Here is a 23,306-nt window from a genome sequence, read left to right as displayed (position 1 = left end):
TTTTAAAACCCAAAATTTTCCCGGGGAAATTTTCCCGGGGAAAATTTTGGGGCCCTTTTCCCAAAAGGGGAAAACCCGGGGTTTTAAAAACCCCGGGGTTTTGCTGTAAGAGCGGAACCGATATAAGCCATAACCTCAACAACGGATATGCACCCAAAACCCTCACGATGCAGGCACCTCGGTCCCTCAGACACACCGAATGCGACGCCATCGCGAGCAACCTCGCGGCCACATCCGCACTCAACCCATTTAATTTTCAACGCGCATGGCTTTTTTTCACTGGCCAAAGGTCAACATCCTTCAAGCACCTTTGAACCCAGGAGTAAGCCCCCCATGACCACCCCCAAGGCACTGTTGATCCTCCACGGCAAACAAGCCCTGAACGAGGATGTACGCGCAGCCGTCACGGCCCAACGTGAACTGGGCTGGGAGTTGGCGGTGCGGGTCACGTGGGAGGGCGGCGACGCCCAGCGCCTGGTCAATGAGGCGCTGGCCGACGGTTACACGCACATCATCGCCGGTGGCGGCGACGGCACCTTGCGCGATGTGGCTGAAGCCATGGCGCTGGCCAAAACCGACGCCAGCCTGGTGATGATGCCGCTGGGCACCGCCAATGACTTCGCCCGCGCTGCCGGCGTGCCGCTTGAGCCCGCACAGGCGTTGGCGCTGCTCGATGTAGCGCCCAGGGCGATCGACCTTGGCCAGGCGGGCGAGCAAATGTTCCTCAATATGGCCACCGGCGGCTTTGGTAGCCAGGTCACCGCCAACACCTCTGAAGACCTGAAAAAAGTACTCGGTGGCGCTGCCTACCTGTTCACCGGCCTGACGCGTTTCAGTGAATTGAAGTCGGCTTACGGCGAACTCGAAGGGCCGGGTTTCCACTGGAAAGGCGACCTGCTTGCACTGGGTATCGGCAACGGTCGGCAGGCGGGCGGCGGGCATGTGCTGTGCCCTGGCGCGCTGGCCGACGATGGCTTGCTCGACATCAGTATCTTGCCGGCGCCGCAGGAAGTGGTCGGCACGCTGCTCACGCTGATGAGCGACGGCTGGGGCCTGGACAGCATGTTTGTACGCGCGCGCCTGCCTTGGGTCGAGATCAAGGTGGCCGAGGGGCTTTACATCAACCTGGATGGCGAACCGCTGAAGGGCGATGACCTGCGTTTTTCCGCGCTGCCCAACGCCCTGCGCGTGCACCTGCCCGTGGGTTCGCCGTTAGTCGTCCAGGCTGATGATCTGCTCGCGAATGGCGAATAACACCAGGCCCGCCACATCGAATATTTGCAGGCGCTTCATGATTTGCGAGCGATGCGCCTCCACGGTCTTGATGCTCAAGCCGAGGCCGTGGGCGATTTCCCGGGTGGATTTGCCGCGCACGATCAAACGCAGAATTTCCAACTGGCGCGGCGTGAGGTTGTGGCTGTGGGCGACAGGCGAGGCCGCGCCCTGGCTGCGGGTCAGCGCCTGATTGATCACCGTGTGGGCAATGGCGGGGCTGAGGTAGCGCTCGTTATTGCGCAAGGCCGTCAGCGCGTGTTCCAGTTCGTTGCTCGTGGTGTCTTTGAGCAGGTAGCCGTGAGCACCCGACTCCAGCGCACGCATGATCAGCTCCGGGTCGGTGTGCATCGACAGGATCAGCACTTTGCTTTTGGGGTAGGCGGCCTTGAGTTGCTGTAGCGCGTCCAGGCCACCCGTGTGTTTCATCGACAGGTCCAACAGCACGATGTCCGGCTGCAGGGCCGTGTACTTTTCCAGCAATTGCGCGCCATCGCTGGCTTCGCCAATGACCGTATAGCCTTGGGTATCCTCGACCAGCGCGCGTACGCCGGCGCGGATCAGTGCGTGGTCATCCACTAAAAGTAACGTACAGGTCACTCGAGAACCTTAGGGGAACTGGCCCGTTCGAGGGCGCGCGGCGCCCAGGGGAAAAGCGCGTCGATCCGGGTGCCGTGTCCTGGCTGGCTGCTGACCGACAAGGTGCCGCCCAACTGATCGACCCGCTCGCACATGCCGGCCATGCCCCGTTGGCCTTGCGCAGCAGGGTTGGCGGCAGGCAAAAAGCCGGTGCCGTCATCAAACACCATCAGCGACAGGCCTTCGGGCAGGCGTTGCAGGCGTACCCGCAAATTATTCGCTTGGGCGTGGCGCAGCATATTGGTGACCGCTTCCTGGGTGATACGAAATGCCGCCACCGCCATTTCTTCCGGGATACCGGTCAGCCGTTGCCGGCATTCCAGGCTCCAGTGAACCGGGGTGTTTTCCAGGGTTTTGAGCAGGTGCGCGCGCAGGCTCGCTTCGAGGCCCAGGCTGGCCAACTGGCGCGGGTTGAGGATGGCGGACACGTCGCGCACCTTCGCCAGGGTTTCATTCAGCGTGTTGCACAGCACCGTGCATTGGCTTTGCAGGTCTTGTGGCAAGCGGCGCTTGAGCCATTCGCTTTGCAATTTGGCGGCCGTCAGCAGTTGGCCGATGTCGTCATGCAGCTCGCGGCTGAGGCGATGGCGTTCGTTTTCCTGCACTTGCAGCAGGCGGTCGGCCAGTTCCTGCGGCTGGAATTTAATCGATTTGCGCGAGCTCCATTGTTGCAAGCCCAGCACCACGAGGGTCGCCAGGTTGAGCAGCAAAATGAGTAACGGCAACGGTCCGCTGTGGCTGTAGGCCCACAGGCTGACCAGCAGCGAACCAAGGCACAGGACGAGGACCATGCTGCGTGCATTGCTGCGCGATGTGGACCTTGCGATAAGCGACTTTAGTTTGGCGTACATAGCGGATGGAGCCAATGAGGTTTGCTGCGGGAAGACCGGTCACGGCGAATGACCGGGCCTTGTTTGGAATACGCTGTTGAAACGTTTTTATACATGATGAAGTTGAGCCACTTCGCGCTGGCCATAGTACCACTACTATTACCGTTGGTCGCCTGGCGACTCGCGTGACAGGCTGACTAAACAGGCAAACATCGTGCGCCCTGATCCCGGTTCAAAGAGTCTCAGAGTGCAAAGGCGGCAGGGGTATTAATTAAGTAGGTGTGTAGCATTTTTAGCGCTGATGGCTAATTGATATGTTTTGCCCGCGCAGCCGTTTGAACCCGCAGGCATATAGTCGTTTTTAGATAGCCAAGATATTAAATGCGACCTGGTCAGCACTCAAAACGCTTGATAAACGCCCGGTGCGGACCGATTTCTTTTTGTGGGATTTGCGCGATGACCGCCGCAATCAGCCGGGTTTGTTCGCAGTCGTCCAGGCTCAGCTCGCCGGTTCGGGGGTCGATCAGAGCCAGTTGCCACGCCACTAGCGTCAGGCAGTCATGCAAGGCATTTAGCGCCTGGTCATGCAGCTGCATCGGGCTCACGGCGTTGGTCATCGGGCATTCGATCAGCCGGCAGAATTGGCTGATCGCGTGCAGGGACAAGCCTTCGGCTTTTTCAGCGATTTTCGCAAGGCACGTTTTCATGCAGTCGATGGCATCGCTGTCGTTGCGGATCAAATGCAGATGGTTCAAACACTCCTGCGATTTGGCCAGGAGCATTTCGGCTTCCAGCAAAAACTCGGGAAGTGCAGTTTGCCATTCATTTGCGCTTTTCATCGTGCAAGTCTCCGCAACATAAGGTCGGGCGATGAGAAGCCGCGCCGGGTGAATGGCGTAAAACTAACGCTGAAATAAGTTTGAAGCTTGTAGCCCAATTCTGAAAATTCAGTAGGACGTTTATTAGATTGATCACAATGGCTGCGCAGGAGCCAGGTTATCGGGGGCGATTCCACAACTTCAGTTGCCGCCACGTGAAAGTCTGAAAGACCCGTGGGCCGTGGGCTTGGTATGGCAAACAAAAGCCTGACTCCATTCATGCAATGAGAATGGCGTCACATTAATGGCTATTAGATATTGCGAATATCAGGTTAGACCTGATTGCGTATAGGGGAATCCCTTACTGCGGGGAACCTCGCGTCGATTTTCAGGTCGAGCGATGATTCTGCAGTAGGTCGTGATGTCAGTGTGACATCAATGAGATTACGTGGCATTTTACCGGGTCAAGCTCTGGCGCTTACGGCCGATAAACAGCGTAGCAGCAGAGCTTGCTCGCGCAGAACTCAAAGACGCTGGGCCTGACAGGCGAGGCGCGTTCTCGTTGGCGATGATCGCTAACAAGCTTAATTGAGCTGCACAACCCCTTAGCGCATCAGGAGCTTTTAATGGCCAGCATTCTCGACACTGTAGATCAACGCACGCAACTGGTGGGTGAGAATCGCCTGGAAATTCTCATGTTTCGCCTGGCTGGGCGGCAACTGTTTGCGATCAACGTGTTCAAGGTGCAGGAAGTGTTGCAACTGCCCAAGCTGACACTGATGCCCCAGCGCCATCCGTTTGTGTGCGGCGTGGTCAACCTGCGCGGCCAGACCCTGCCGGTGATCGACTTGTCCCAGGCCATCGGCATGCGCCCGCTGGTGCCGGGGCCGAACAGCACGATTATCGTCACTGAGTACAACCGCTCGGTGCAGGCGTTTTTGGTCGGCGGTGTTGATCGCATCGTTAACATGAACTGGGAAGCTATCCTGCCGCCACCGGCGAGCGCTGGCCGTCAGCATTACCTCACGGCCATCAGCAAGGTCGATGACCAGTTGGTGGAAATCATCGACGTCGAAAAAGTGCTCGCCGAAATCGTGCCGTACAACGCCAAGGTCTCCCGCGAAAAACTCGAAGACCCAGTGCTGGAACGCGCGCGCGGCCGTGAAGTGCTGTTGGTCGACGACTCCAATGTGGCCCTGTCGCAACTGCGTGACACCCTTGGCCAACTCGGGGTGAATATGCACGTTGCGAGCGACGGCCTCAAGGCGCTGAATATGCTCAAAGCCTGGGCCGACAGCGGCCAGGTGATGACCGACAAACTGCTGATGATTTTCACCGACGCCGAAATGCCCGAGATGGACGGCTACCGCCTCACCACCGAAATCCGCAATGACCCGCGCCTGCGTGGGCTCTACGTCGTGCTGCACACCTCGCTGTCGGGCAGCTTCAACGACTCGATGGTGAAGAAGGTCGGTTGCGATAACTTCCTGTCCAAATTTCAGCCGGACAAGTTGGTCGACGTGGTGCGTCAGCGCCTGATGCTGGACGAAGCATCGGCTTGAGCTTAGGGTGACGGCTTTTACCCTCAGGAACGCAGGCTCATGCTCCGTCTCAGCGCGCTATACCGTTACCCCTTGAAGTCCGCCAAGGCCGAGGTTTTGCAACGCATCGGCCTGGATAAACTGGGGCTGGACGGGGATCGACGCTGGATGCTGGTCGACGAAGCCAGCGGGCGGTTTCTCACGCAGCGGGCGGTGGCGAAGATGAGCCAGTTGTCGGCGTTGTACCACAGCGCCGGTGGCCTGACCCTGAGTACTTCAGGCGTTGCGCCGCTGGACGTCGCTCTGCCCGGCAGTGATGCCGAGTTGCGCGGTGTGACCATTTGGCGCGATACGTTGCGCGTGCCGGATGCGGGCGATGCGGCGGCGGCGTGGGTCACTGACTTTATCGGCAAGCCAACCCGCCTGGTGCACGTGCCGCTTGCGCGGGCGCGCAGCACCGAAGCCGGTTATGGCCGGGACGACGATCAGGTCGGCTTTGCCGATGGCTTCCCGCTGCTGCTGATCGGCCAGGCGTCACTCGACGACTTGTCACAACGCATCGGCCGTCCCATGGAGATGCTGCGTTTTCGCCCCAATCTGGTGATCGAAGGCAGTGCTGCGTTTGCCGAAGATGGCTGGAAGCGCGTGCGCATCGGCGAGGTTGAGTTTCGCGTGGTCAAGTCTTGCTCACGCTGCGTGCTCACCACCCTCGACCCCGTCAGCGGCGAACGCAGTGCGGACCGGGAACCCTTGACCACCCTCAAGACTTACCGCGAGCAGGACGGCAACGTGCTGTTCGGCCAAAACCTGGTCAACGATGGCATGGGGCACCTGGAAGTCGGCATGCCGGTGACGGTGCTGGAATAAAAATGCCCGTTTTGGGAAGGCGGGCATTATTGTCGAAGAGCGGTCCTCTGGGCACCATCCCTCATCAGTTCTGATATGAAAGCACCTTTGGCGAACACATTCATTATTGGTTATCAAAATCCTGGAAGCATTTCGAATGGGTCTTAAAACCTGTCAGATCTAACAGTTGGAAAGCTCTAAACCGAGTGCAAAAATCCAGGCAGCTCTGTTATCTCGACTGGGCGATAGCTTTCAGGAGAATGAATGATGGAATTTATCTTGGACTTGCCGAGAACTGACATCACCGAGAGTGCCGCACGTGAAAAATTTCTGTCGATAAAAGGATTTGATTCAAGCAATCCGAAGTGTTTCTACGACATATCAAAAGTGGAGCTGCGTCCAAAAACTCATTCGGCAACCCTTTTTTATCAGGAACGAAAAAATCCTGATTATGTGCAGCCCGAGTACCAAGACGACGAGGGGCGCTGAACTTATTGCTGTTAGCGAAACGGCGTCAGGCGAGTCGGTTTCGTTATTGAGGTTTCCAGCTAGGAACGCTTTGAAATAGCTGGATATCTTCCGGCTATCTAGCCGTCTACACATTTTTCTAACGTGCGCGTCGAAATTTATTAATCCTGTATAGGGAGACTCCCGTGAGAGTACGCTCCGGCTCAGCTCGGCGTACTCTTTTGGCCTGAGGACGATTATTGTGTGGTTAAAAGGCTTAGCCGCGGTATTCGCACAGGTAAGCGGTGTCTACCGCAACCTTTAGCTGGAACTTGCTGTTGGCCGGTACATTGAACTGGCTGCCGGCGTCGAAGGTTTCCCAAGTGTCGGCGTCGGGCAACTTGACGGTCAGGGCGCCGGACACGACGTGCATGATTTCACGCTGGTCAGTACCGAACTCATATTCACCCGGGGCCATTACGCCGATGGTCGCCGGACCTTCTGCGGTGCCGAAAGCGATCGACTTGACGGTGCCGTCGAAGTACTCGTTGACTTTAAACATGGGCGATTCCTCGAAACAGGGTCTGTAAAGGTTGGCCAGTATGCCCAAGGCCAGGGGAGCTGCCTAGACCGGCAAAATCAGCGGCAGCAGGCGCGCGGTATTGCGCGCATCCTCCAGCGCCCGATGTTGCTGGCCTTGAAACTGCATCCCCGCCAATTGCAGGGCGCCATTGAGCCCGAGCGGTTTGTCCAGTCGCCGCGCCTTGGCGAAACGCTGCTTGAGGTTCACATGCAGCGTTTGCGCAAGCGCACTGTTCAAGCCATGGCGTTGCCATTCGAGCTCAAGTTGCTGGCGATCATAGTCACCCCAACTGGCCCAGCCTTCCAGGTGTTTTTGATGCTGGCCCAGCCAGCGTTCGAACAACGGCCACACCTCGGTGAACGCTGCCGCGCCGTCGATATTGGCTTGGGTGATGTGCGTCAGTTGACGGCAGAACGGCGTCAACAGTGGCCGACGCAGTGGCCGCACAAAACGCTGAAAGTGATCCAGCTCGCGGCCCTGGCGGTTTACCAGGCTCGCGCCGATTTCGATGACCTCCATCTCCGTCACGGGCCAGCCGCCTTCATCCGTTGTGGCTTCAAGGTCAATAATCAGCCAATGAGGCATCGCGCAGGTTCCCGTACTCATCCTTTCCTGATGGGGATAGAGCGTAGCCCGGCCTTGTAGTTCCGCCCAGCGCTGATTCAATCTCCGCGTCAATTGATAGTGCCCACGCTCTGCGTGGTCATGCCGCTTGGCACGCTGTGCGCCCCGCCTTTAACGCGGATCAAGGCGCAAGCTATTAATTTACCGGTGAAAAGTTGTCTCACCTGACAAAAACGCCTAGCTTATCGCCCTCAGAGTATTAAACGGTGTGTGCCTCAATGTTTTCGCCATGGCGGCTGGCTGCAGGACTAACTTTATGGGCACTGGGCAGCGCAGCGTGGATGCCGGCGTCGGCTGCGCAAATGGTGAGGATCGGCGCCGCGCATTTTCCGCCGTATACCGTGCGCCCGGAGCAAGGCGCCGACACCGGGATATTGCCGCAATTGGTAGAAGCGCTGAACGCTGCGCAAACCGACTACCAGTTTGTGCTGGTGCCAACCTCGATTCCGCGGCGCTTTCGGGATTTCGAGCAAGGCCGGGTCGACATGGCCATCTTCGAAAACCCCGACTGGGGCTGGCAGAACATTGCGCACACCAGCGTCGATATGCACCTTGAGGATGCAGAAGTGTTCGTCGCCGAGCGTAAGCCAGGGCGCGACCAGCTTTATTTCGCTGACCTTTCCGGCAAGCGTCTGGCGGTGTTCAGCGGCTATCACTACGCCTTCGCCAACTTCAACCCCGACCCCAAATACATGGCCGACCATTTCAACGCCACGTTGACCTATTCGCATGACAGCAACCTGCTGATGGTGGCGCGCGGGCGTGCCGACATCGCGCTGGTTACTCGTTCGTACTTGAGTGATTTCATGGCGCGTAATGCAGAAATGGCTGGGCAGTTTCTGGTCTCAAAACGCATTGACCAGGTGTATCACCACTACGCGTTGCTGCGGCCCAAGGCGCCGATCAGCGGTGCGGTGTTTGCCGACCTGCTCAAGCGGCTGCGCGACAGCGGGGAGCTGTTGAAGATATTCGAGCCGTACCGCATCGATGTGATGGCGCCGCACTGAGTCCACAGCCCGCTCAAACCGCGATCAGACCCGCCGTGCAAACGTGTCGCTGTGTGTGCCCGAGACCTTGCGGCAGTGCACCAGCGCATCGCGAATCATGAAGTTCACCAAGGTCGGCGATACGCCGAGTTCCTTGGCGATGTCCTTTTGCGGCACGCCATGCAGGCGGTACATCTCGAACGCGTAACGGGTGCGTTGCGGCAATTCCGTCAGCGCGTCGGCGATGTTTTCCAGCGTGTTGAAATTAATGTGGGAGTTTTCCGGTGACGCGCCGTGGATAACCACATTCAAGCCTTCCTCTTCCGTCCCGGAGTATTTGAGCTCCAGCGCTTGCTTGCGGTAGTGATCAATCGCCAGGTTGCGCACAATCTGGAACAGATAACTCAGTTGGGCCTTGAACGATGAGGTGATCGTCGGTGCCGATTGCAGGCGGAAATACGCGTCCTGCACGACGTCTTCGGCGCGCGAGCGGCAGCCGGTAATACGGGCCGCGATCTTCACCAGAATCAAACGATTGTCGACGAATGCCTGAAGAAGCGGTGAGTCGCACCTGCCTGTGGATACTTGTTCCGTCATGGAAATCACCTGGTCGCAAAATGGGTTAGGGGAGGGCGTCCGTGCTGAAGCCTCCTACACATCGGGCAACAAATTATGCTTAATGATAATGATTGTCAAATGAGAAGACGAACTAATCTTATGCCTGAGCGGTAGGTGTGAACCCCGTCTCGCTTCTGTGAAGGACTAATTATCTGCCGACGCCGTCCGTTCTCATGGGTGACAGGTCCGTTAGCTGAAGGGCCAAGGATCAGCGCCCGCAGGAGGACGAAATGGGTTTTTACCGTGCATACAAGGTGTTTCAGTTTGGCGCCCTCAAGCGATGAGCGCCGCCACTCGACTGCGGCTGTTTTGCCTGCCTTATTCGGGGGCCAGCGCCATGGTGTATGCGCGTTGGCGTCGGGCTTTACCGGATTGGTTGCAGGTCTGCCCGCTTGAATTGCCTGGGCGCGGCATGCGCATGGATGAGCCGTTGCAGCGCGACATCAAGGCGCTGGCTGCGCAATTGGCGGCTGAAATCAGCCGTGACCTGAACACGCCGTACGCCTTGTTCGGCCACAGCCTTGGCGGCTTGTTGGCGTTCGAATTGGCGCATGCGCTGCGTGAACGCGGTTCACCCGCGCCGCTGGCGTTATTCGCCTCAGGTACGGCTGGCCCGGCGCACCGCGATGCCAGCGAATACGCCCTCGAAAAATCCGATGAGCAACTGATCGCCCGCCTGCGTGAACTGCAAGGCACTGCCGAAGAAGCCCTGGCCAACCCCGAGTTGATGCAGTTGATGCTGCCGATTCTGCGCGCCGACTTCCTGCTGTGCGGCAGTTTCAACTACGGCCGGCGCGAGCCGCTGGGCATGCCGATTCACGTGTTCGGCGGCAAGCAAGACAGCGTGCGCGCCGACCAGTTGCTCGACTGGCAGGCGGACGCGGCCAGCGGCTTTTCGCTCGACATGTTCGACGGTCACCACTTTTTCATCGTGCAGCACGAAAGCGCCGTGCTGCGTTGCCTGCGCCGCTATGCCGAGGAGCACCTGGCCCGCTGGCGCAGTGTTGCGACGCGGCAAGTGGCCGCTGGCTGAACAGCCGCGCTGTCGATTTTTTGTAGCCGATTTTCCCGTAAGCCGATTTCAGGCAGGAACCCCATGATGGACGCCTTCGAACTTCCCCGCACTCTGGTCCAGTCTCTTCAACGTCGCGCCGCGCAGACCCCGGATCAACTGGCCTTGCGCTTTCTCGCCGAAACCGCCGAGCACACGGTGCTGCTCAGCTACCGCGACCTGGACCAGCGCGCCCGTACCATCGCGGCGGCCTTGCAGGCCAATGCGGCGTTGGGCGACCGTGCGGTGCTGTTGTTCCCGAGTGGCCCGGACTACGTCGCGGCGTTCTTTGGTTGCCTGTACGCCGGGGTGATTGCGGTGCCGGCGTATCCACCCGAGTCCACTCGCCGTCATCACCAGGAGCGCCTGCTGTCGATCATCAGCGATGCCGAACCGCGCCTGCTGCTGACCATCGCCAGCCTCGGCGACGGCCTGGCGCAGCTTGAGGGCGCGCCGCCGGTGTTGCGCGTCGACACCCTCGATGCACAGATCGCCGGCGGCTGGGTCGAACCCGAACTGCACGCCGACGACATCGCCTTCCTGCAATACACCTCGGGCTCCACCGCGTTGCCCAAGGGCGTGCAAGTCAGCCACGGTAACCTGGTGGCCAACGAAGTGCTGATCCGTCGCGGTTTTGGCATCGACCTGAACCCGCATGACGTCATCGTCAGTTGGCTGCCGCTGTACCACGACATGGGCTTGATCGGCGGGTTGCTGCAACCGATTTTCAGTGGCGTGCCGTGCGTGCTGATGTCACCGGCGTACTTTTTGGCGCGGCCGCTGCGCTGGCTGGAAGCGATCAGCGAATACGGCGGCACCATCAGCGGTGGTCCGGATTTCGCCTACCGCCTGTGCAGCGAGCGGGTCAGTGAGTCGGCGCTGGAACGCTTGGATTTGAGCCAATGGCGCGTGGCGTATTCGGGCTCCGAACCGATCCGCCTCGACACCCTGGAACGCTTCGCCGAGAAGTTCGCCGCCTGCGGTTTCAGCGCGAATAACTTCTTTGCTTCCTACGGGCTGGCTGAGGCGACCTTGTTTGTCGCAGGCGGCCGCCGTGGCCACGGCATCCCGGCGTTGCGCGTGGATGACCAGGCGCTGGCCAGCAACCGCGCCGAGCCGGGGCAGGGCGCTGCGATCATGAGTTGCGGCACCCACCAGCCCGACCACGCGGTGCTGATTGCCGACCCGCACACCTTGAGCGAACTGGCGGACAACTGCGTCGGTGAGCTGTGGGCCAGCGGCCCGAGCATCGCCCATGGCTACTGGCGCAACCCCGAGGCCAGCGCCAAAACGTTTGTGCAACAGGCTGGCCGCACCTGGCTGCGCACCGGCGACCTGGGCTTTATCCGCGAAGGCGAGGTGTACATCACCGGCCGCCTGAAAGACCTGCTGATCGTGCGCGGACACAACCTGTACCCGCAAGACATCGAGCAAACCGTCGAGCGCGAAATCGACGCGGTACGCAAGGGCCGTGTCGCCGCCTTTGCGGTGAATGACCAAGGCCTCGAAGGCATTGGCATAGCTGTAGAAATCAGCCGCAGCGTGCAGAAAATCCTGCCGTCCGAGGCGTTGATCAACGCCATCCGCCAAGCCGTGGCCGAGGCCTGTCAACAAGCCCCGAGCGTGGTCGTGCTGCTCAACCCTGGCGCATTGCCGAAGACTTCCAGCGGCAAGGTGCAGCGTTCGGCGTGTGCGCTTCGCCACGCCGATGGCAGCCTCGACAGCTATGCGCAGTTCCCGGATCTGCGCGTGCAGGTGAGCGATGCGGCACTTGAAACCGAGCTGCAACAGCAGATTGCGGCGATCTGGTGCGAGCAATTACACGTGTCGACGATCGCCGCTGACGATCACTTCTTCCTGCTCGGCGGTAACTCCATCAGCGCCACCCAAGTGGTCGCGCGTCTGCGTGAATACCTCGGCCTGGAACTCAACCTGCGCATGCTGTTTGAAGCGCCAACGCTGGCGGCGTTTGCCGCGAATGTCGCGCACTTGCAGCACGCCGGCGGCGTTGTTCAAGGCACGATTCACGCCCTGTCGCGCCAACACGAGCTGCCGCAATCACTGGCACAAAACCGCCTGTGGATTACTTGGCAACTCGACCCGCACAGCAGCGCCTACACGATTCCCGGCGGCCTGCGCCTGCGCGGTGAGTTGGACGAAGACGCCGTGCGCGCAAGCTTTGAGCAACTGATCCAGCGCCACGAAGCGCTGCGCACGCGCTTCTACGAGCGCGATGGCCAGGCGTTCCAGCGCGTCGATGCAACCACCGACTTTGACCTGCGCGTTATAGACCTGTGCGACCTGCCTGAGGCTGAGCGCGAAGCGCGTGCGCTACAGATTCGCGAAGAGCAGGCGCGCACCTCGTTTAACCTGGAAAAAGGCCCGCTGTTTTGGGTAACGCTGGTGCGCCTGGACGATGAAGACCACCAGTTGCTGGTCACGCTGCACCACATCATCGCCGATGGCTGGTCGCTGACTGTTCTTATCGACGAATTCTCGCGCCTGTACGCCGCCGCCGCGCAGGGCCAAACCCTCGCGCTGCCGCCACTGGCCTTGCAGTACGCCGACTACGGCAATTGGCAGCGTGAATGGCTGGCCGCAGGTGAGGGCCAGCGGCAACTGGCGTATTGGCGGGAACAGTTGGGCGATGAGCATCCGACCCTGAGCCTGGCCACCGACCACCCACGCACAGCGCAACAGCGCCATAGCGCCTCGCGCCACAGCGTGCGCTTGAGCGTGAACCTCAGCGCGGCGCTTCGCCAAACCGCTCAAGCCCACCAAGCCACGCCGTTCATGCTGTTGCTGGCGGCATTCCAAAGCCTGCTGTATCGCTACAGCGGCCAGCGCGATATACGCATCGGCGTGCCGAATGCCAACCGTCCGCGCCAGGAAACCCAGGGTTTGGTCGGCTTTTTCATCAATACGCTGGTGCTGCGCGCCGAACTGGACGGGCGCCTGCCGTTCGATCGGCTGTTGGCCGCAACCCGCCACGCGGCGTTGGGTGCGCAGGCGCATCAAGACCTGCCGTTCGAACAACTGTTGGAAGCCTTCCCGCAAGCCCGCGAACAAGGCCTGTTCCAGGTCATGTTCAACCACCAGCAACGCGACCTGAGCGCTTTGCGCCGCCTGCCGGGCATGCTTGCCGACGAGCTGCCGTGGCACAGCCGCGAAGCCAAGTTCGACCTGCAACTGCACAGCGAAGAAGACCGCAACGGGCGCCTGAGCCTGTCTTTTGATTACGCCGATGAGTTGTTCGACAGCGCAACCATCCAGCGCTTGGCCGAGCACTACATCAGCCTGCTGCAAGGCGTCTGCGAGCATCCGCAACACGCCATTGGCGACCTGAAGCTGATGCACGCAGGCGAAGTGCAGCTGTGCAGCGAAGCGCCTTGCACCCCGGCGCAGGTGTGGTTGCCCGAACTGCTCAACCAACACACCTCGAATAACCCCGCACTGGTTTGGCAAAACGGCAGCCTGACGTTCGCCCAGTTGCACACCCAAGCCAACCGCCTGGCGCATTACCTGCGCGACAAAGGCGTCGGCCCGGATGTGCGCGTGGCCATCGCCGCCGAGCGTTCGCCGCAACTGCTGGTCGGCTTGCTGGCGATCATCAAGGCCGGTGGCGCCTACGTACCGCTCGACCCGGACTACCCCGCCGAGCGCCTGGCCTACATGCTGCAAGACAGCGGCGTGCACCTGCTACTGACGCAAAACTCGCTGCTTGAGCTGTTACCGGCCACCGACGGCGTGTGCGTGATCGCCATGGACAGCCTGCACCTCGACAGTTGGCCGACCCAGCCGCCGGGCCTGCACCTGCACGGCGACAACCTCGCGTACGTGATTTACACCTCCGGCTCCACCGGCCAACCCAAGGGCGTGGGCAACACGCACGCGGCGCTGGCCGAGCGCTGCAATGGATGCAGGCCACTTACCAACTGAACGACAGCGATGTGCTGATGCAAAAGGCGCCGATCAGTTTTGACGTGTCGGTGTGGGAATGCTTCTGGCCGCTGATCACCGGTTGCCAGCTGGTGCTGGCCGGCCCCGGCGAGCATCGTGACCCGCAGCGCATCGCGCAGTTGGTGCAAGACTTTGGCGTGACCACGCTGCACTTTGTGCCGCCGCTGTTGCAGGTGTTTATCGACGAGCCGCAGGCGGCCGAATGCACCAGCCTGCGCCGCCTGTTTTCGGGTGGCGAAGCCTTGCCCGCCGAGTTGCGCAACCGCGTGCTGGCGCGCTTGCCGGCGGTGCAATTGCATAACCGTTACGGCCCGACGGAAACCGCGATCAACGTCACCCACTGGCACTGCACCGCCGAGGATGGCGAGCGCTCGCCGATTGGCCGGCCGCTGGGCAATGTGATCTGCCGCGTGCTGGACGAGCAACTCAACCCGCAGCCTGCCGGTGTGCCCGGTGAGCTGTGCATCGGCGGCATCGGCCTGGCACGCGGCTATTTGGGCCGCGCCGGGCTGACCGCCGAACGCTTTGTTGCCGACCCGTTGGGCGCGGCGGGCGCGCGCCTGTACCGCACCGGTGACCGTGTGCGCTGGGGCGCAGACGGGGTAATCGAATACCTCGGCCGCCTCGACCAGCAGGTCAAGCTGCGCGGTTTTCGGGTCGAGCCGCAAGAAGTCGAAGCGCGCCTTTTGGCCATGGCCGGTATCGCCCAAGCCGTGGTGTTGGTGCGTGATGCGCAACTGATCGGCTATTACACCGCGACGCTTGAGCTGGACGCACAGGCAGTCAAAACCGCCCTGGCCGCCGAGCTGCCGGACTACATGGTGCCTGCACAGTTGATGCGTCTCGACGCGATGCCCCTCAGCCCAAGCGGTAAACTTGACCGTCGCGCATTGCCGGAACCGCTGTGGCAAACCCGCGAACACGTTGAACCTGAAACCGCGTTGCAGCAGCAAATCGCCGCGATTTGGCGCGAAGTGCTCGGCCTGCCGCGCATCGGCCTGCGTGACGACTTTTTCGCCCTCGGCGGCCATTCGTTGCTGGCCACGCAAATTATCTCGCGCACCCGTCAGGTGTGTGACGTCGAACTGCCGCTGCGCACCTTGTTCGAGGCCAGCGAGCTGGCGGCGTTTGCCGAGCAAGTCGGGCTGATCCAGGCCTCGGGCCTGCGCAACCAGCAAAGCGCAATCGCCAGGGTCGACCGCAGCCAGCCGGTGCCGTTGTCTTATTCGCAGCAACGCATGTGGTTCCTCTGGCAGATGGAACCGCACAGCCCGGCCTACAACGTCGGCGGCATGGCGCGCCTGCGCGGGGTGCTCGATGTGGGGCGTTTCGAGGCGGCGTTGCAAGCGCTGATCATGCGCCACGAAACCCTGCGCACCACCTTCCCAAGCGTCGACGGTGTGGCGTATCAGCGGGTCTCTGCGCAAACCGGCTTGCGCATGGACTGGCAGGATATTTCGGCGCTGAATGACGCCGAGCGTCAACAGCGCCTGCAAAAACTCGCCGACCATGAAGCCCACACGCCCTTCAACCTGGAAACCGGGCCGTTGCTGCGCGCATGCCTGGTCAAAGCCTGCGAGCGCGAGCATTACCTGGTGCTGACCCTGCACCATATCGTCACCGAAGGCTGGGCCATGGACATCTTTGCGCGTGAACTCAGCGCATTGTACGAGGCCTTTATTGATGAACGCTTGTCGCCGCTGGCGCCGTTGCCGGTGCAGTACCTCGACTACAGCGTGTGGCAGCGTGAGTGGCTGGAGGCGGGTGAGCGCCAGCGTCAACTCGACTACTGGACCGCGCAACTGGGCGACGAACACCCGTTGCTCGAACTGCCCGGCGACCGCCCACGGCCGCCGGTGCAAAGCCACCAGGGCGAGCTGTACCGCTTCGACCTGAGCGACGAGCTGGCCGCCCGCGTGCGTGCCTTCAATGCCGAACGTGGCCTGACCTTGTTCATGACCATGACCGCCACCCTGGCCGTGTTGCTTTACCGCTACAGCGGCCAGACCGACCTGCGCATCGGTGCGCCGGTGGCCAACCGCATTCGCCCGGAAAGCGAAGGGCTGATCGGCGCGTTCCTCAACACCCAAGTACTGCGTTGCCAACTGACCGGGCAGATGACAGTGGCTGAGTTGTTCGAGCAGGTACGCCACACCGTGATCGAAGGTCAGTCCCACCAGGACTTGCCCTTCGACCATCTGGTGGAAGCGCTGCAACCGCCGCGCAGCGCGGCGTATAACCCGTTGTTCCAAGTGATGTGCAACGTGCAGCGCTGGGAATTCCAGCAAAGCCGCCAACTCGCCGGCATGGCCGTCGAGTATTTGGCCAACGATGCGCGTGCGACCAAATTCGACCTCAACCTGGAAGTCACCGACCTCGACCATCGCCTGGGTTGCTGCCTGACGTACAGCACCGACCTGTTCGATGAGCCGCGCATTGCGCGCATGGCTGAACATTGGCGCAACCTGCTTGAAGCGTTGATCGCGAGCCCCGAGCAACGCCTCAGCGAACTGCCGTTGCTCACCACCACCGAGCAACGTGCGTTGCAGCACAGCTTGGGCGCCGAGCCCGGCGAGCATCGCCTCGACCAGTGCATCCATTCACTGTTCAGCCAGCAAGCGCAGGCGCGTGCCGATGCGCCTGCGTTGACCTTTGCCGGCGTGACCCTCAGCTACCGTGAACTGGACACGCGCGCCAACCGTTTGGCCTGGATGCTGCGTGAGCGCGGCGTCGGCCCGCAGGTGCGCGTCGGCTTGGCGCTGCCACGCTCGCTGGAAATGGTTATCGGCCTGTTGGCGATCCTCAAGGCCGGCGGCGCCTATGTGCCGCTGGACCCGGAATACCCGCTGGACCGGCTGCATTACATGATCGAAGACAGCGACATCGGCCTGTTGCTCAGCGACGCGGCGATGTTCCAGGCGCTGGGTGAGCTGCCAGTGAATGTGGCGTGCTGGTGCCTGGAAGATGACTCGCCGGTGCTGGCGAATTACCCGGCGAGTGAACCGCCGTTTATCAGCCTGCCGCAACACCAGGCTTACCTGATCTATACCTCCGGCTCCACCGGCAAGCCCAAAGGCGTGGTGGTGAACCACGCTGAAATCGCCATGCATTGCCAGGCCGTTATCCAGCGCTTCGGCATGCGCCCTGACGACTGCGAGCTGCACTTTTATTCGATCAACTTTGACGCGGCCACCGAGCGTTTGCTGGTGCCGTTGCTCAGCGGTGCGCAGGTGGTTTTGCGTGCTCAGGGCCAGTGGGACGCCGAGGAAATCTGCGGGTTGATTCGCGAGCATCGCGTCAACATTCTGGGCTTTACCCCGAGCTACGGCAGCCAGTTGGCGCAATGGCTGGCGACTCAGCAGCAGACCCTGCCGGTGCGCATGTGCATCACCGGCGGCGAAGCCTTGACCGGCGAACACCTGCAACGCATTCGCGCAGCGTTCCAGCCTACGGTGTTTTTCAACGCCTACGGCCCCACCGAAACCGTGGTGATGCCGCTGGCCAGCCTGGCGCCGGAACAGTTGGAAGAAGGCGCCAGCAGCGTGCCGATTGGCAGCATTATTGGTGCCCGCACGGGCTACATTCTCGACGCCGACCTGGCGCTGGTGCCGCACGGTGCCACCGGCGAGTTGTACATCGGCGGTGCCGGCCTGGCGCAGGGCTATCACCAGCGTCCGGGCATCACCGCCGAGCGTTTTGTTGCCGACCCGTTTGCCGCGAATGGCGGGCGTTTGTACCGCACCGGCGACCTGGTGCGTCAACGCGCCGATGGCCTGGTGGAGTACGTGGGCCGTATCGACCATCAGGTCAAGATTCGCGGTTTCCGTATCGAGCTGGGTGAAATCGAAACGCGCTTGCTGGAACACGCGGCGGTGCGCGAAGCGGTAGTGCTGGCGCTGGACTCGCCGAGTGGCAAGCAATTGGTGGCGTACCTGGTCAGCGACGCCGACCACGTCACTTTGCGTGATGCGCTGAAGGCGCACCTCAAGGCACAGTTGCCCGACTACATGGTGCCCGCGCACTTGATTGTGCTCGACAGCATGCCGCTGACCGCCAACGGCAAGCTCGACCGGCGTGCCTTGCCGCAACCCGACCCCGAGGCCAACCGCCAACACTACGTCGCGCCACGCAACGCGCTGGAGCAAAGCCTCGCGGCCATCTGGTGCGCCGTGTTGAACGTGCAGCAAGTCGGCCTGCACGACAACTTCTTTGAACTGGGCGGCGATTCGATCCTGTCGATCCAGGTGGTCAGCCGTGCGCGGCAGGCCGGGATTCATTTCAGCCCGCGCGATTTGTTCCAGCACCAGACCGTGCAAACCCTGGCCGCCGTGGCCACCCGCAGCGAGCAGTTCAGCGCCGAGCAAGGCCTGTTGACCGGGCCTTCGGGCCTTACGCCGATCCAGCATTGGTTCTTCGACACCGACATCCCGGCGCGTCAGCACTGGAACCAGGCGTTGCTGCTGCAACCCCTGCAACTGCTCGACCCGCATCGCCTGGAGCAAGCCCTGTGGGCGGTGCTGGAACACCACGATGCGTTGCGCCTGAGCTTCACCCAGCGCGATGCGCAATGGCACGCCGAGCATTTGGCCGTGCCCGAAGGCAGTGTGCTGATGCAAGCGCAGGTGCGTGATATGGCGCAGTGCACCGCGCTGTTTACCGACACCCAACGCAGCCTCGACCTGGCACACGGCCCGTTGCTGCGCGCCTTGCTGGTCGACGGCCCACAAGGCCAGCAACGCCTGCTGATCGCGGTGCATCACCTGGTGGTGGACGGCGTGTCTTGGCGCGTATTACTGGAGGATGTGCAAAGCGTTTACCGCCAACTCAGCGACGGCCAGTCTGTCAGCCTTCCGGCCAAGACCAGCGCGTTGCGTGATTGGGCCGCGCGTTTGCAAGCGTATGCCGGCAGCGAGTCGCTGCGCGAAGAGTTGAGTGTGTGGCAAGGCCAATTGGCCGGGCCTGCGGTCAGGCTGCCGGTGGATCGCCCGCACGGTTCACTGCGCAACCGTGATGCCGACACGCTCAGCGTGCGCCTCAGCGCCGAGCACACTCGCCAGTTGTTGCAACAGGCGCCGAGTGCCTACCGCACCCAAGTCAACGACTTGCTGCTGACCGCGCTGGCCCGCGTGCTGTGCCGCTGGAGCGGCCACGACTCGGCGTTGATCCAACTCGAAGGGCATGGCCGCGAAAGCCTGTTCGATGACATCGACCTGACGCGCAGCGTCGGCTGGTTCACCAGTGCTTATCCATTGCGCCTGACGCCGTTAGCGGAGCAGGGCGCATCGATCAAGGCAATCAAAGAGCAACTGCGTGGTGTGCCGCACAAAGGCTTGGGCTACGGCGTGCTGCGTTACCTGGCAGACGACCTGTGCAAACACAGCATGGCCGCACTGCCGGGCGCCGATATTACCTTCAACTACCTTGGCCAGTTCGATCAGAGTTTCGGCGCCGATGCGCTGTTTCACCCACTCGATGAGTCTGCAGGCCAAGCGCATGACCCGCACGCGCCGCTGCCCAATCAGTTGAGCGTCGACAGCCAGGTGTATGGCGGTGAACTGGTGCTGCGCTGGACCTTCAGCCGCGAACGGCATGACCCGCAGACCATCCGCGCATTGGCGGATGCCTACGTGGCTGAACTGCACAGCCTGATCGCGCATTGCTTGCAGGAAGATGCCGGCGGCCTCACGCCGTCCGACTTCCCGCTCGCGCACCTGACCCAGCCACAACTGGATGCCTTGCCGGTGCCGGCCAGCGTGATTGAAGACGTCTACCCGCTGACCCCGATGCAGGAAGGCCTGCTGCTGCACACGCTGCTGGAACCGGGCACCGGCCTCTACTACATGCAGGACCGTTACCGCATCAACAGCGCGCTGGACCCAGAACGTTTCGCTCAAGCCTGGCAGGCCGTGATCGCACGCCACGAAGCCTTGCGCGCGTCGTTCTGCTGGAACGTCGGCGCAAACATGCTGCAAGTGATCCACAAACCCGGCAGCCCCCCGATTGACTACCTGGACTGGAGCGCCGACCCGCACAGCCAACACGAACCGCGCCTGCAAGCGCTGCTCAAGGCCGAGCGTGAAGCCGGCTTCGATCTGCTCAACCAGGCTCCGTTCCACCTGCGCCTGATTCGTGTGGCTGAAGCGAGCTACTGGTTCATGATGAGCAACCACCACATCCTCATCGATGCCTGGTGCCGTTCGCTGCTGATGAATGATTTTTTCGACATTTACATGGCCCTCGGTGAAGGCCGCGAGGCGCAGTTGGCCACGCCGCCGCGCTATCGCGACTACATCGCCTGGCTGCAACGCCAGAACCTCACCCAGGCGCGCGAATGGTGGCAGCAGAACCTGCAAGGTTTTGAGCGCACCACGCCGATCCCGAGCGACCGGCCGTTCCTGCGTGAACACGCAGGCCACAGCGGCGGCATGCTGGTGGGCGATTGTTACACCCGCCTGGAGGCACGCGACGGCGCGCAATTGCGTGAACTGGCCCAAGCCCATCAGCTCACCGTCAACACCTTCGCCCAGGCCGCATGGGCGTTGGTGCTGCGCCGTTTGAGCGGCGAGCGTGACGTGCTGTTCGGCGTCACCGTGGCCGGTCGCCCGGTTGAAATGCCCGAAATGCAACGCACCGTCGGCCTGTTTATCAACAGCATCGCGCTGCGCGTCAAACTGCCCGAAGACGACCAGCGTTGCAGCGTGCGCGAGTGGCTGAGCGGCTTGCTCGACAGCAACATGCAGCTGCGCGAGTACGAATACGTGCCGTTGGTGACGCTGCAGGAACTCAGCGAATTGCCCAAGGGCCAGCCGCTGTTCGACAGCCTGTTCGTGTTTGAAAACGCACCGGTAGAAGTCTCGGTGCTCGACCGCGCGCAAAGCCTGAATGCGACCTCGGATTCGGGCCGCACCCACACTAACTTCCCGCTGACGGCCGTGTGTTATCCGGGCGATGAGTTGGGCCTGCACCTGTCGTACGACCAGCGTTACTTCGACGAAACCACCGTGCAAGGCATGCTCGGCGAGTTCAAGCGCCTGCTGCTGGCGCTGGTGCAGGGCTTCCATGGCGACATGGCCGACCTGCCGTTGATTGGCGCGCAAGAACGTGAGTTTCTGTTGCATGGCTGCAACCAGAGCGAGCATGACTACCCGCTTGAGCGTAGTTACATCGAGTTGTTTGAAGCGCAAGTGGCCGCGCATCCGCAGCGCATCGTCGCCAGTTGCCTCGATCAGCAATGGACCTATGCCGAGTTGAACCGGCGCAGTAACGGGCTGGGCCACGCGTTGATCGCGGCGGGCGTGGGCCTGGATCAACCGGTGGCGTTGTTGGCCGAGCGTAACCTCGACCTGCTGGGCATGATCATCGGCAGCTTCAAGGCCGGTGCCGGTTACCTGCCACTCGACCCTGGCCTGCCGAGCCAGCGTTTGAGCCGTATTATCGAGCTGAGCCGAACGCCGTTGCTGGTGTGCAGCGAGGCGTGCCGTGAGCAGGCCATTGAACTGCTCGAAGGCAGCGACTGCCAGTTGCTGGTGTGGGAGGAAGTGCCTGGCCATGGTGAAAACCCCGGTGTTTATAGCGGCCCGGATAACCTCGCGTATGTGATCTACACCTCGGGCTCCACCGGCTTGCCCAAAGGCGTGATGGTGCAACAGCGCGGCATGCTTAATAACCAGTTGAGCAAGCGGCCGTACCTCGATTTGAGCGACGCCGATGTGATCGCGCAGACCGCCTCGCAAAGCTTCGATATTTCGGTGTGGCAGTTCCTCGCCGCGCCGCTGTTTGGCGCCCGCGTGGCCATCGTGCCGAACACCGTTGCGCATGACCCGCAAGGCTTGCTGGCGCATGTTCAGGCGCAAGGCATCAGCGTGCTGGAGAGCGTGCCGTCGCTGATTCAGGGCATGCTCGCCGAGGAACACATGAGCCTTACCGGCTTGCGTTGGATGTTGCCGACCGGTGAAGCAATGCCGCCTGAGCTGGCGCATCAGTGGTTGTTGCGTTACCCGCAAATAGGCCTGGTGAATGCGTATGGCCCGGCGGAATGCTCGGATGACGTGGCGTTCTTCCGCGTTGATTTGGCGTCGACGCGTGGCACGTATCTGCCGATCGGCACACCGACTGACAACAACCGTTTGTACGTGCTTGATGGCGAGCTCGCGCTGGTGCCGCAAGGCGCCGTCGGTGAGTTGTGCGTGGCGGGTGTGGGGGTTGGCCGTGGTTATGTCAGCGACCCGTTGCGCACCGCCCAAGTGTTTGTGCCGAACCCGTTTGGCGCACCGGGCGAGTGCTTGTACCGCACGGGCGACCTGGCGCGTCGGCGCAGCGATGGCGTGCTGGAATATGTAGGGCGCATCGACCATCAGGTGAAGATTCGTGGCTACCGCATCGAGTTGGGTGAAATCGAGGCGCGCCTGCATGAGCAGCCGCAGGTGCGTGATGCGGCCGTCAGCGTGCAGGAAGGCGTCAACGGCAAGCACTTGGTGGGTTATTTGGTGGCGGCTGATGCAACGCTGAGCGCAAGTGAGCGGCTGGACCGCATCAAGCAACACCTGCGCGCCGAGCTGCCTGAATACATGGTGCCGCTGCACTGGTTATGGCTCGACCGTCTGCCGCTGAATGCCAACGGTAAACTCGACCGTAACGCCTTGCCGGTGTTGGAGATGGGTCAACTGCATGACCAGGACTACGTGGCGCCGCGCAATGCGTTGGAAACGACCTTGGCAGGCATTTGGGCCGAGGTGCTGAACGTCGAAAAGGTGGGGGTGCACGACAACTTCTTCGAACTGGGCGGGCACTCGTTGCTGGCCACGCAGATTGCCTCGCGCGTGCAGAAAACTCTGCAACGGGATGTGCCGCTGCGGGCGATGTTCGAATGCAGCACGGTGGCGGAGTTGGCCGAGTACATCGATGGGCTGGCAGCGAATGAGATCAGCGCGGAGAAGGTGGATCGGTTGAGTGATTTGATGGCGGAGCTGGAGGGGTTGTGATGGGGGTTGCAGGCTAGGGCATCTATCAAGATCACAAGAGGGGTTGAAGCAGATCAAAGGCGGCGTTTGCCTACACAGCCGATGTGCTTTGCTTTTGTGGGAGCGGGCTT

General features: G+C 61.5%; 12 protein-coding genes and 1 pseudogene. 7 read left to right on the top strand and 6 right to left on the bottom strand.

Features of this window, described 5'->3' with window-relative positions:
• Nucleotides 1-333: 333 nt before the first annotated feature.
• Nucleotides 334-1,254 carry a lipid kinase YegS gene (yegS, locus tag F0169_RS05835; RefSeq protein ID WP_058415097.1) on the top strand — a complete coding sequence of 307 codons (921 nt, stop codon included), beginning with the start codon at nt 334-336 and terminating at the stop codon, nt 1,252-1,254.
• Here the strand turns inward: yegS and F0169_RS05830 are convergent.
• The 3 genes from F0169_RS05830 to F0169_RS05820 all read right to left on the bottom strand — a co-directional run bounded on the left by F0169_RS05830 (nt 1,213) and on the right by F0169_RS05820 (nt 3,580).
• Nucleotides 1,213-1,872 (bottom strand): response regulator, encoded by a 660-nt coding sequence (locus F0169_RS05830; RefSeq protein ID WP_172979345.1) that lies wholly within the window; start codon nt 1,870-1,872, stop codon nt 1,213-1,215. The genes yegS and F0169_RS05830 overlap by 42 nt on opposite strands.
• Entirely contained in the window at nt 1,869-2,762 is an 894-nt protein-coding gene (locus F0169_RS05825; protein ID WP_152745988.1) for a sensor histidine kinase, read from the bottom strand. The genes F0169_RS05830 and F0169_RS05825 overlap by 4 nt, the downstream gene beginning before the upstream one ends.
• Before the next feature lie 371 nt (nt 2,763-3,133).
• The gene (locus tag F0169_RS05820) at nt 3,134-3,580 is read right to left on the bottom strand and encodes a hypothetical protein (RefSeq protein WP_152745987.1); all 447 of its coding nucleotides are present in this window, start codon (nt 3,578-3,580) and stop codon (nt 3,134-3,136) included.
• 605 nt (nt 3,581-4,185) lie between these two features.
• Between F0169_RS05820 and F0169_RS05815 the strand changes: the two genes are divergently transcribed.
• From F0169_RS05815 to F0169_RS05805, 3 genes are all read left to right on the top strand, one after another.
• Nucleotides 4,186-5,121 (top strand): chemotaxis protein CheV, encoded by a 936-nt coding sequence (locus F0169_RS05815; RefSeq protein ID WP_099239287.1) that lies wholly within the window; start codon nt 4,186-4,188, stop codon nt 5,119-5,121.
• 39 nt (nt 5,122-5,160) lie between these two features.
• Nucleotides 5,161-5,967 carry an MOSC domain-containing protein gene (locus tag F0169_RS05810; RefSeq protein ID WP_152745986.1) on the top strand — a complete coding sequence of 269 codons (807 nt, stop codon included), beginning with the start codon at nt 5,161-5,163 and terminating at the stop codon, nt 5,965-5,967.
• 246 nt (nt 5,968-6,213) lie between these two features.
• Nucleotides 6,214-6,435, top strand: coding sequence for a hypothetical protein (locus F0169_RS05805; protein ID WP_152745985.1), 222 nt, complete (start codon nt 6,214-6,216; stop codon nt 6,433-6,435).
• 235 nt (nt 6,436-6,670) lie between these two features.
• Here the strand turns inward: F0169_RS05805 and ppnP are convergent, their stop codons facing one another.
• Both ppnP and F0169_RS05795 read right to left on the bottom strand, forming a co-directional pair.
• Complete coding sequence (gene ppnP, locus F0169_RS05800; RefSeq protein WP_152745984.1) at nt 6,671-6,955, bottom strand: pyrimidine/purine nucleoside phosphorylase; 285 nt, start codon at nt 6,953-6,955, stop codon at nt 6,671-6,673.
• Between the two features lie 63 nt (nt 6,956-7,018).
• Nucleotides 7,019-7,561, bottom strand: a complete 543-nt coding sequence (locus F0169_RS05795) for a 3'-5' exonuclease (protein ID WP_058415090.1) — start codon at nt 7,559-7,561, stop codon at nt 7,019-7,021.
• Between the two features lie 257 nt (nt 7,562-7,818).
• On the opposite strand from F0169_RS05795, the gene F0169_RS05790 reads away from it, so the two are divergent.
• The gene (locus F0169_RS05790) at nt 7,819-8,607 is read left to right on the top strand and encodes a substrate-binding periplasmic protein (RefSeq protein WP_152745983.1); all 789 of its coding nucleotides are present in this window, start codon (nt 7,819-7,821) and stop codon (nt 8,605-8,607) included.
• A 24-nt stretch (nt 8,608-8,631) separates the two neighbouring features.
• On the opposite strand, the gene F0169_RS05785 is transcribed toward F0169_RS05790, so the two are convergent.
• On the bottom strand, nt 8,632-9,183 hold the full coding sequence (locus F0169_RS05785) for an RNA polymerase factor sigma-70 (protein ID WP_058415088.1): 552 nt from the start codon (nt 9,181-9,183) through the stop codon (nt 8,632-8,634).
• Nucleotides 9,184-9,484: 301 nt separating this feature from the next.
• Here F0169_RS05785 and F0169_RS05780 point away from each other — a divergent pair, with 301 nt between their 5' ends.
• Complete coding sequence (locus F0169_RS05780; RefSeq protein WP_152745982.1) at nt 9,485-10,237, top strand: thioesterase II family protein; 753 nt, start codon at nt 9,485-9,487, stop codon at nt 10,235-10,237.
• A 63-nt stretch (nt 10,238-10,300) separates the two neighbouring features.
• Nucleotides 10,301-23,196 (top strand): annotated as a pseudogene (locus F0169_RS05775) (non-ribosomal peptide synthetase).
• The last annotated feature ends 110 nt before the right edge of the window (nt 23,197-23,306 follow it).

Source organism: Pseudomonas kitaguniensis (assembly GCF_009296165.1).
Taxonomy (GTDB): Bacteria; Pseudomonadota; Gammaproteobacteria; order Pseudomonadales; family Pseudomonadaceae; genus Aquipseudomonas; species Aquipseudomonas kitaguniensis.
The sequence above is the reverse complement of the archived record's forward strand: the minus strand, read 5'-3'. Positions and strand labels throughout refer to the sequence as shown.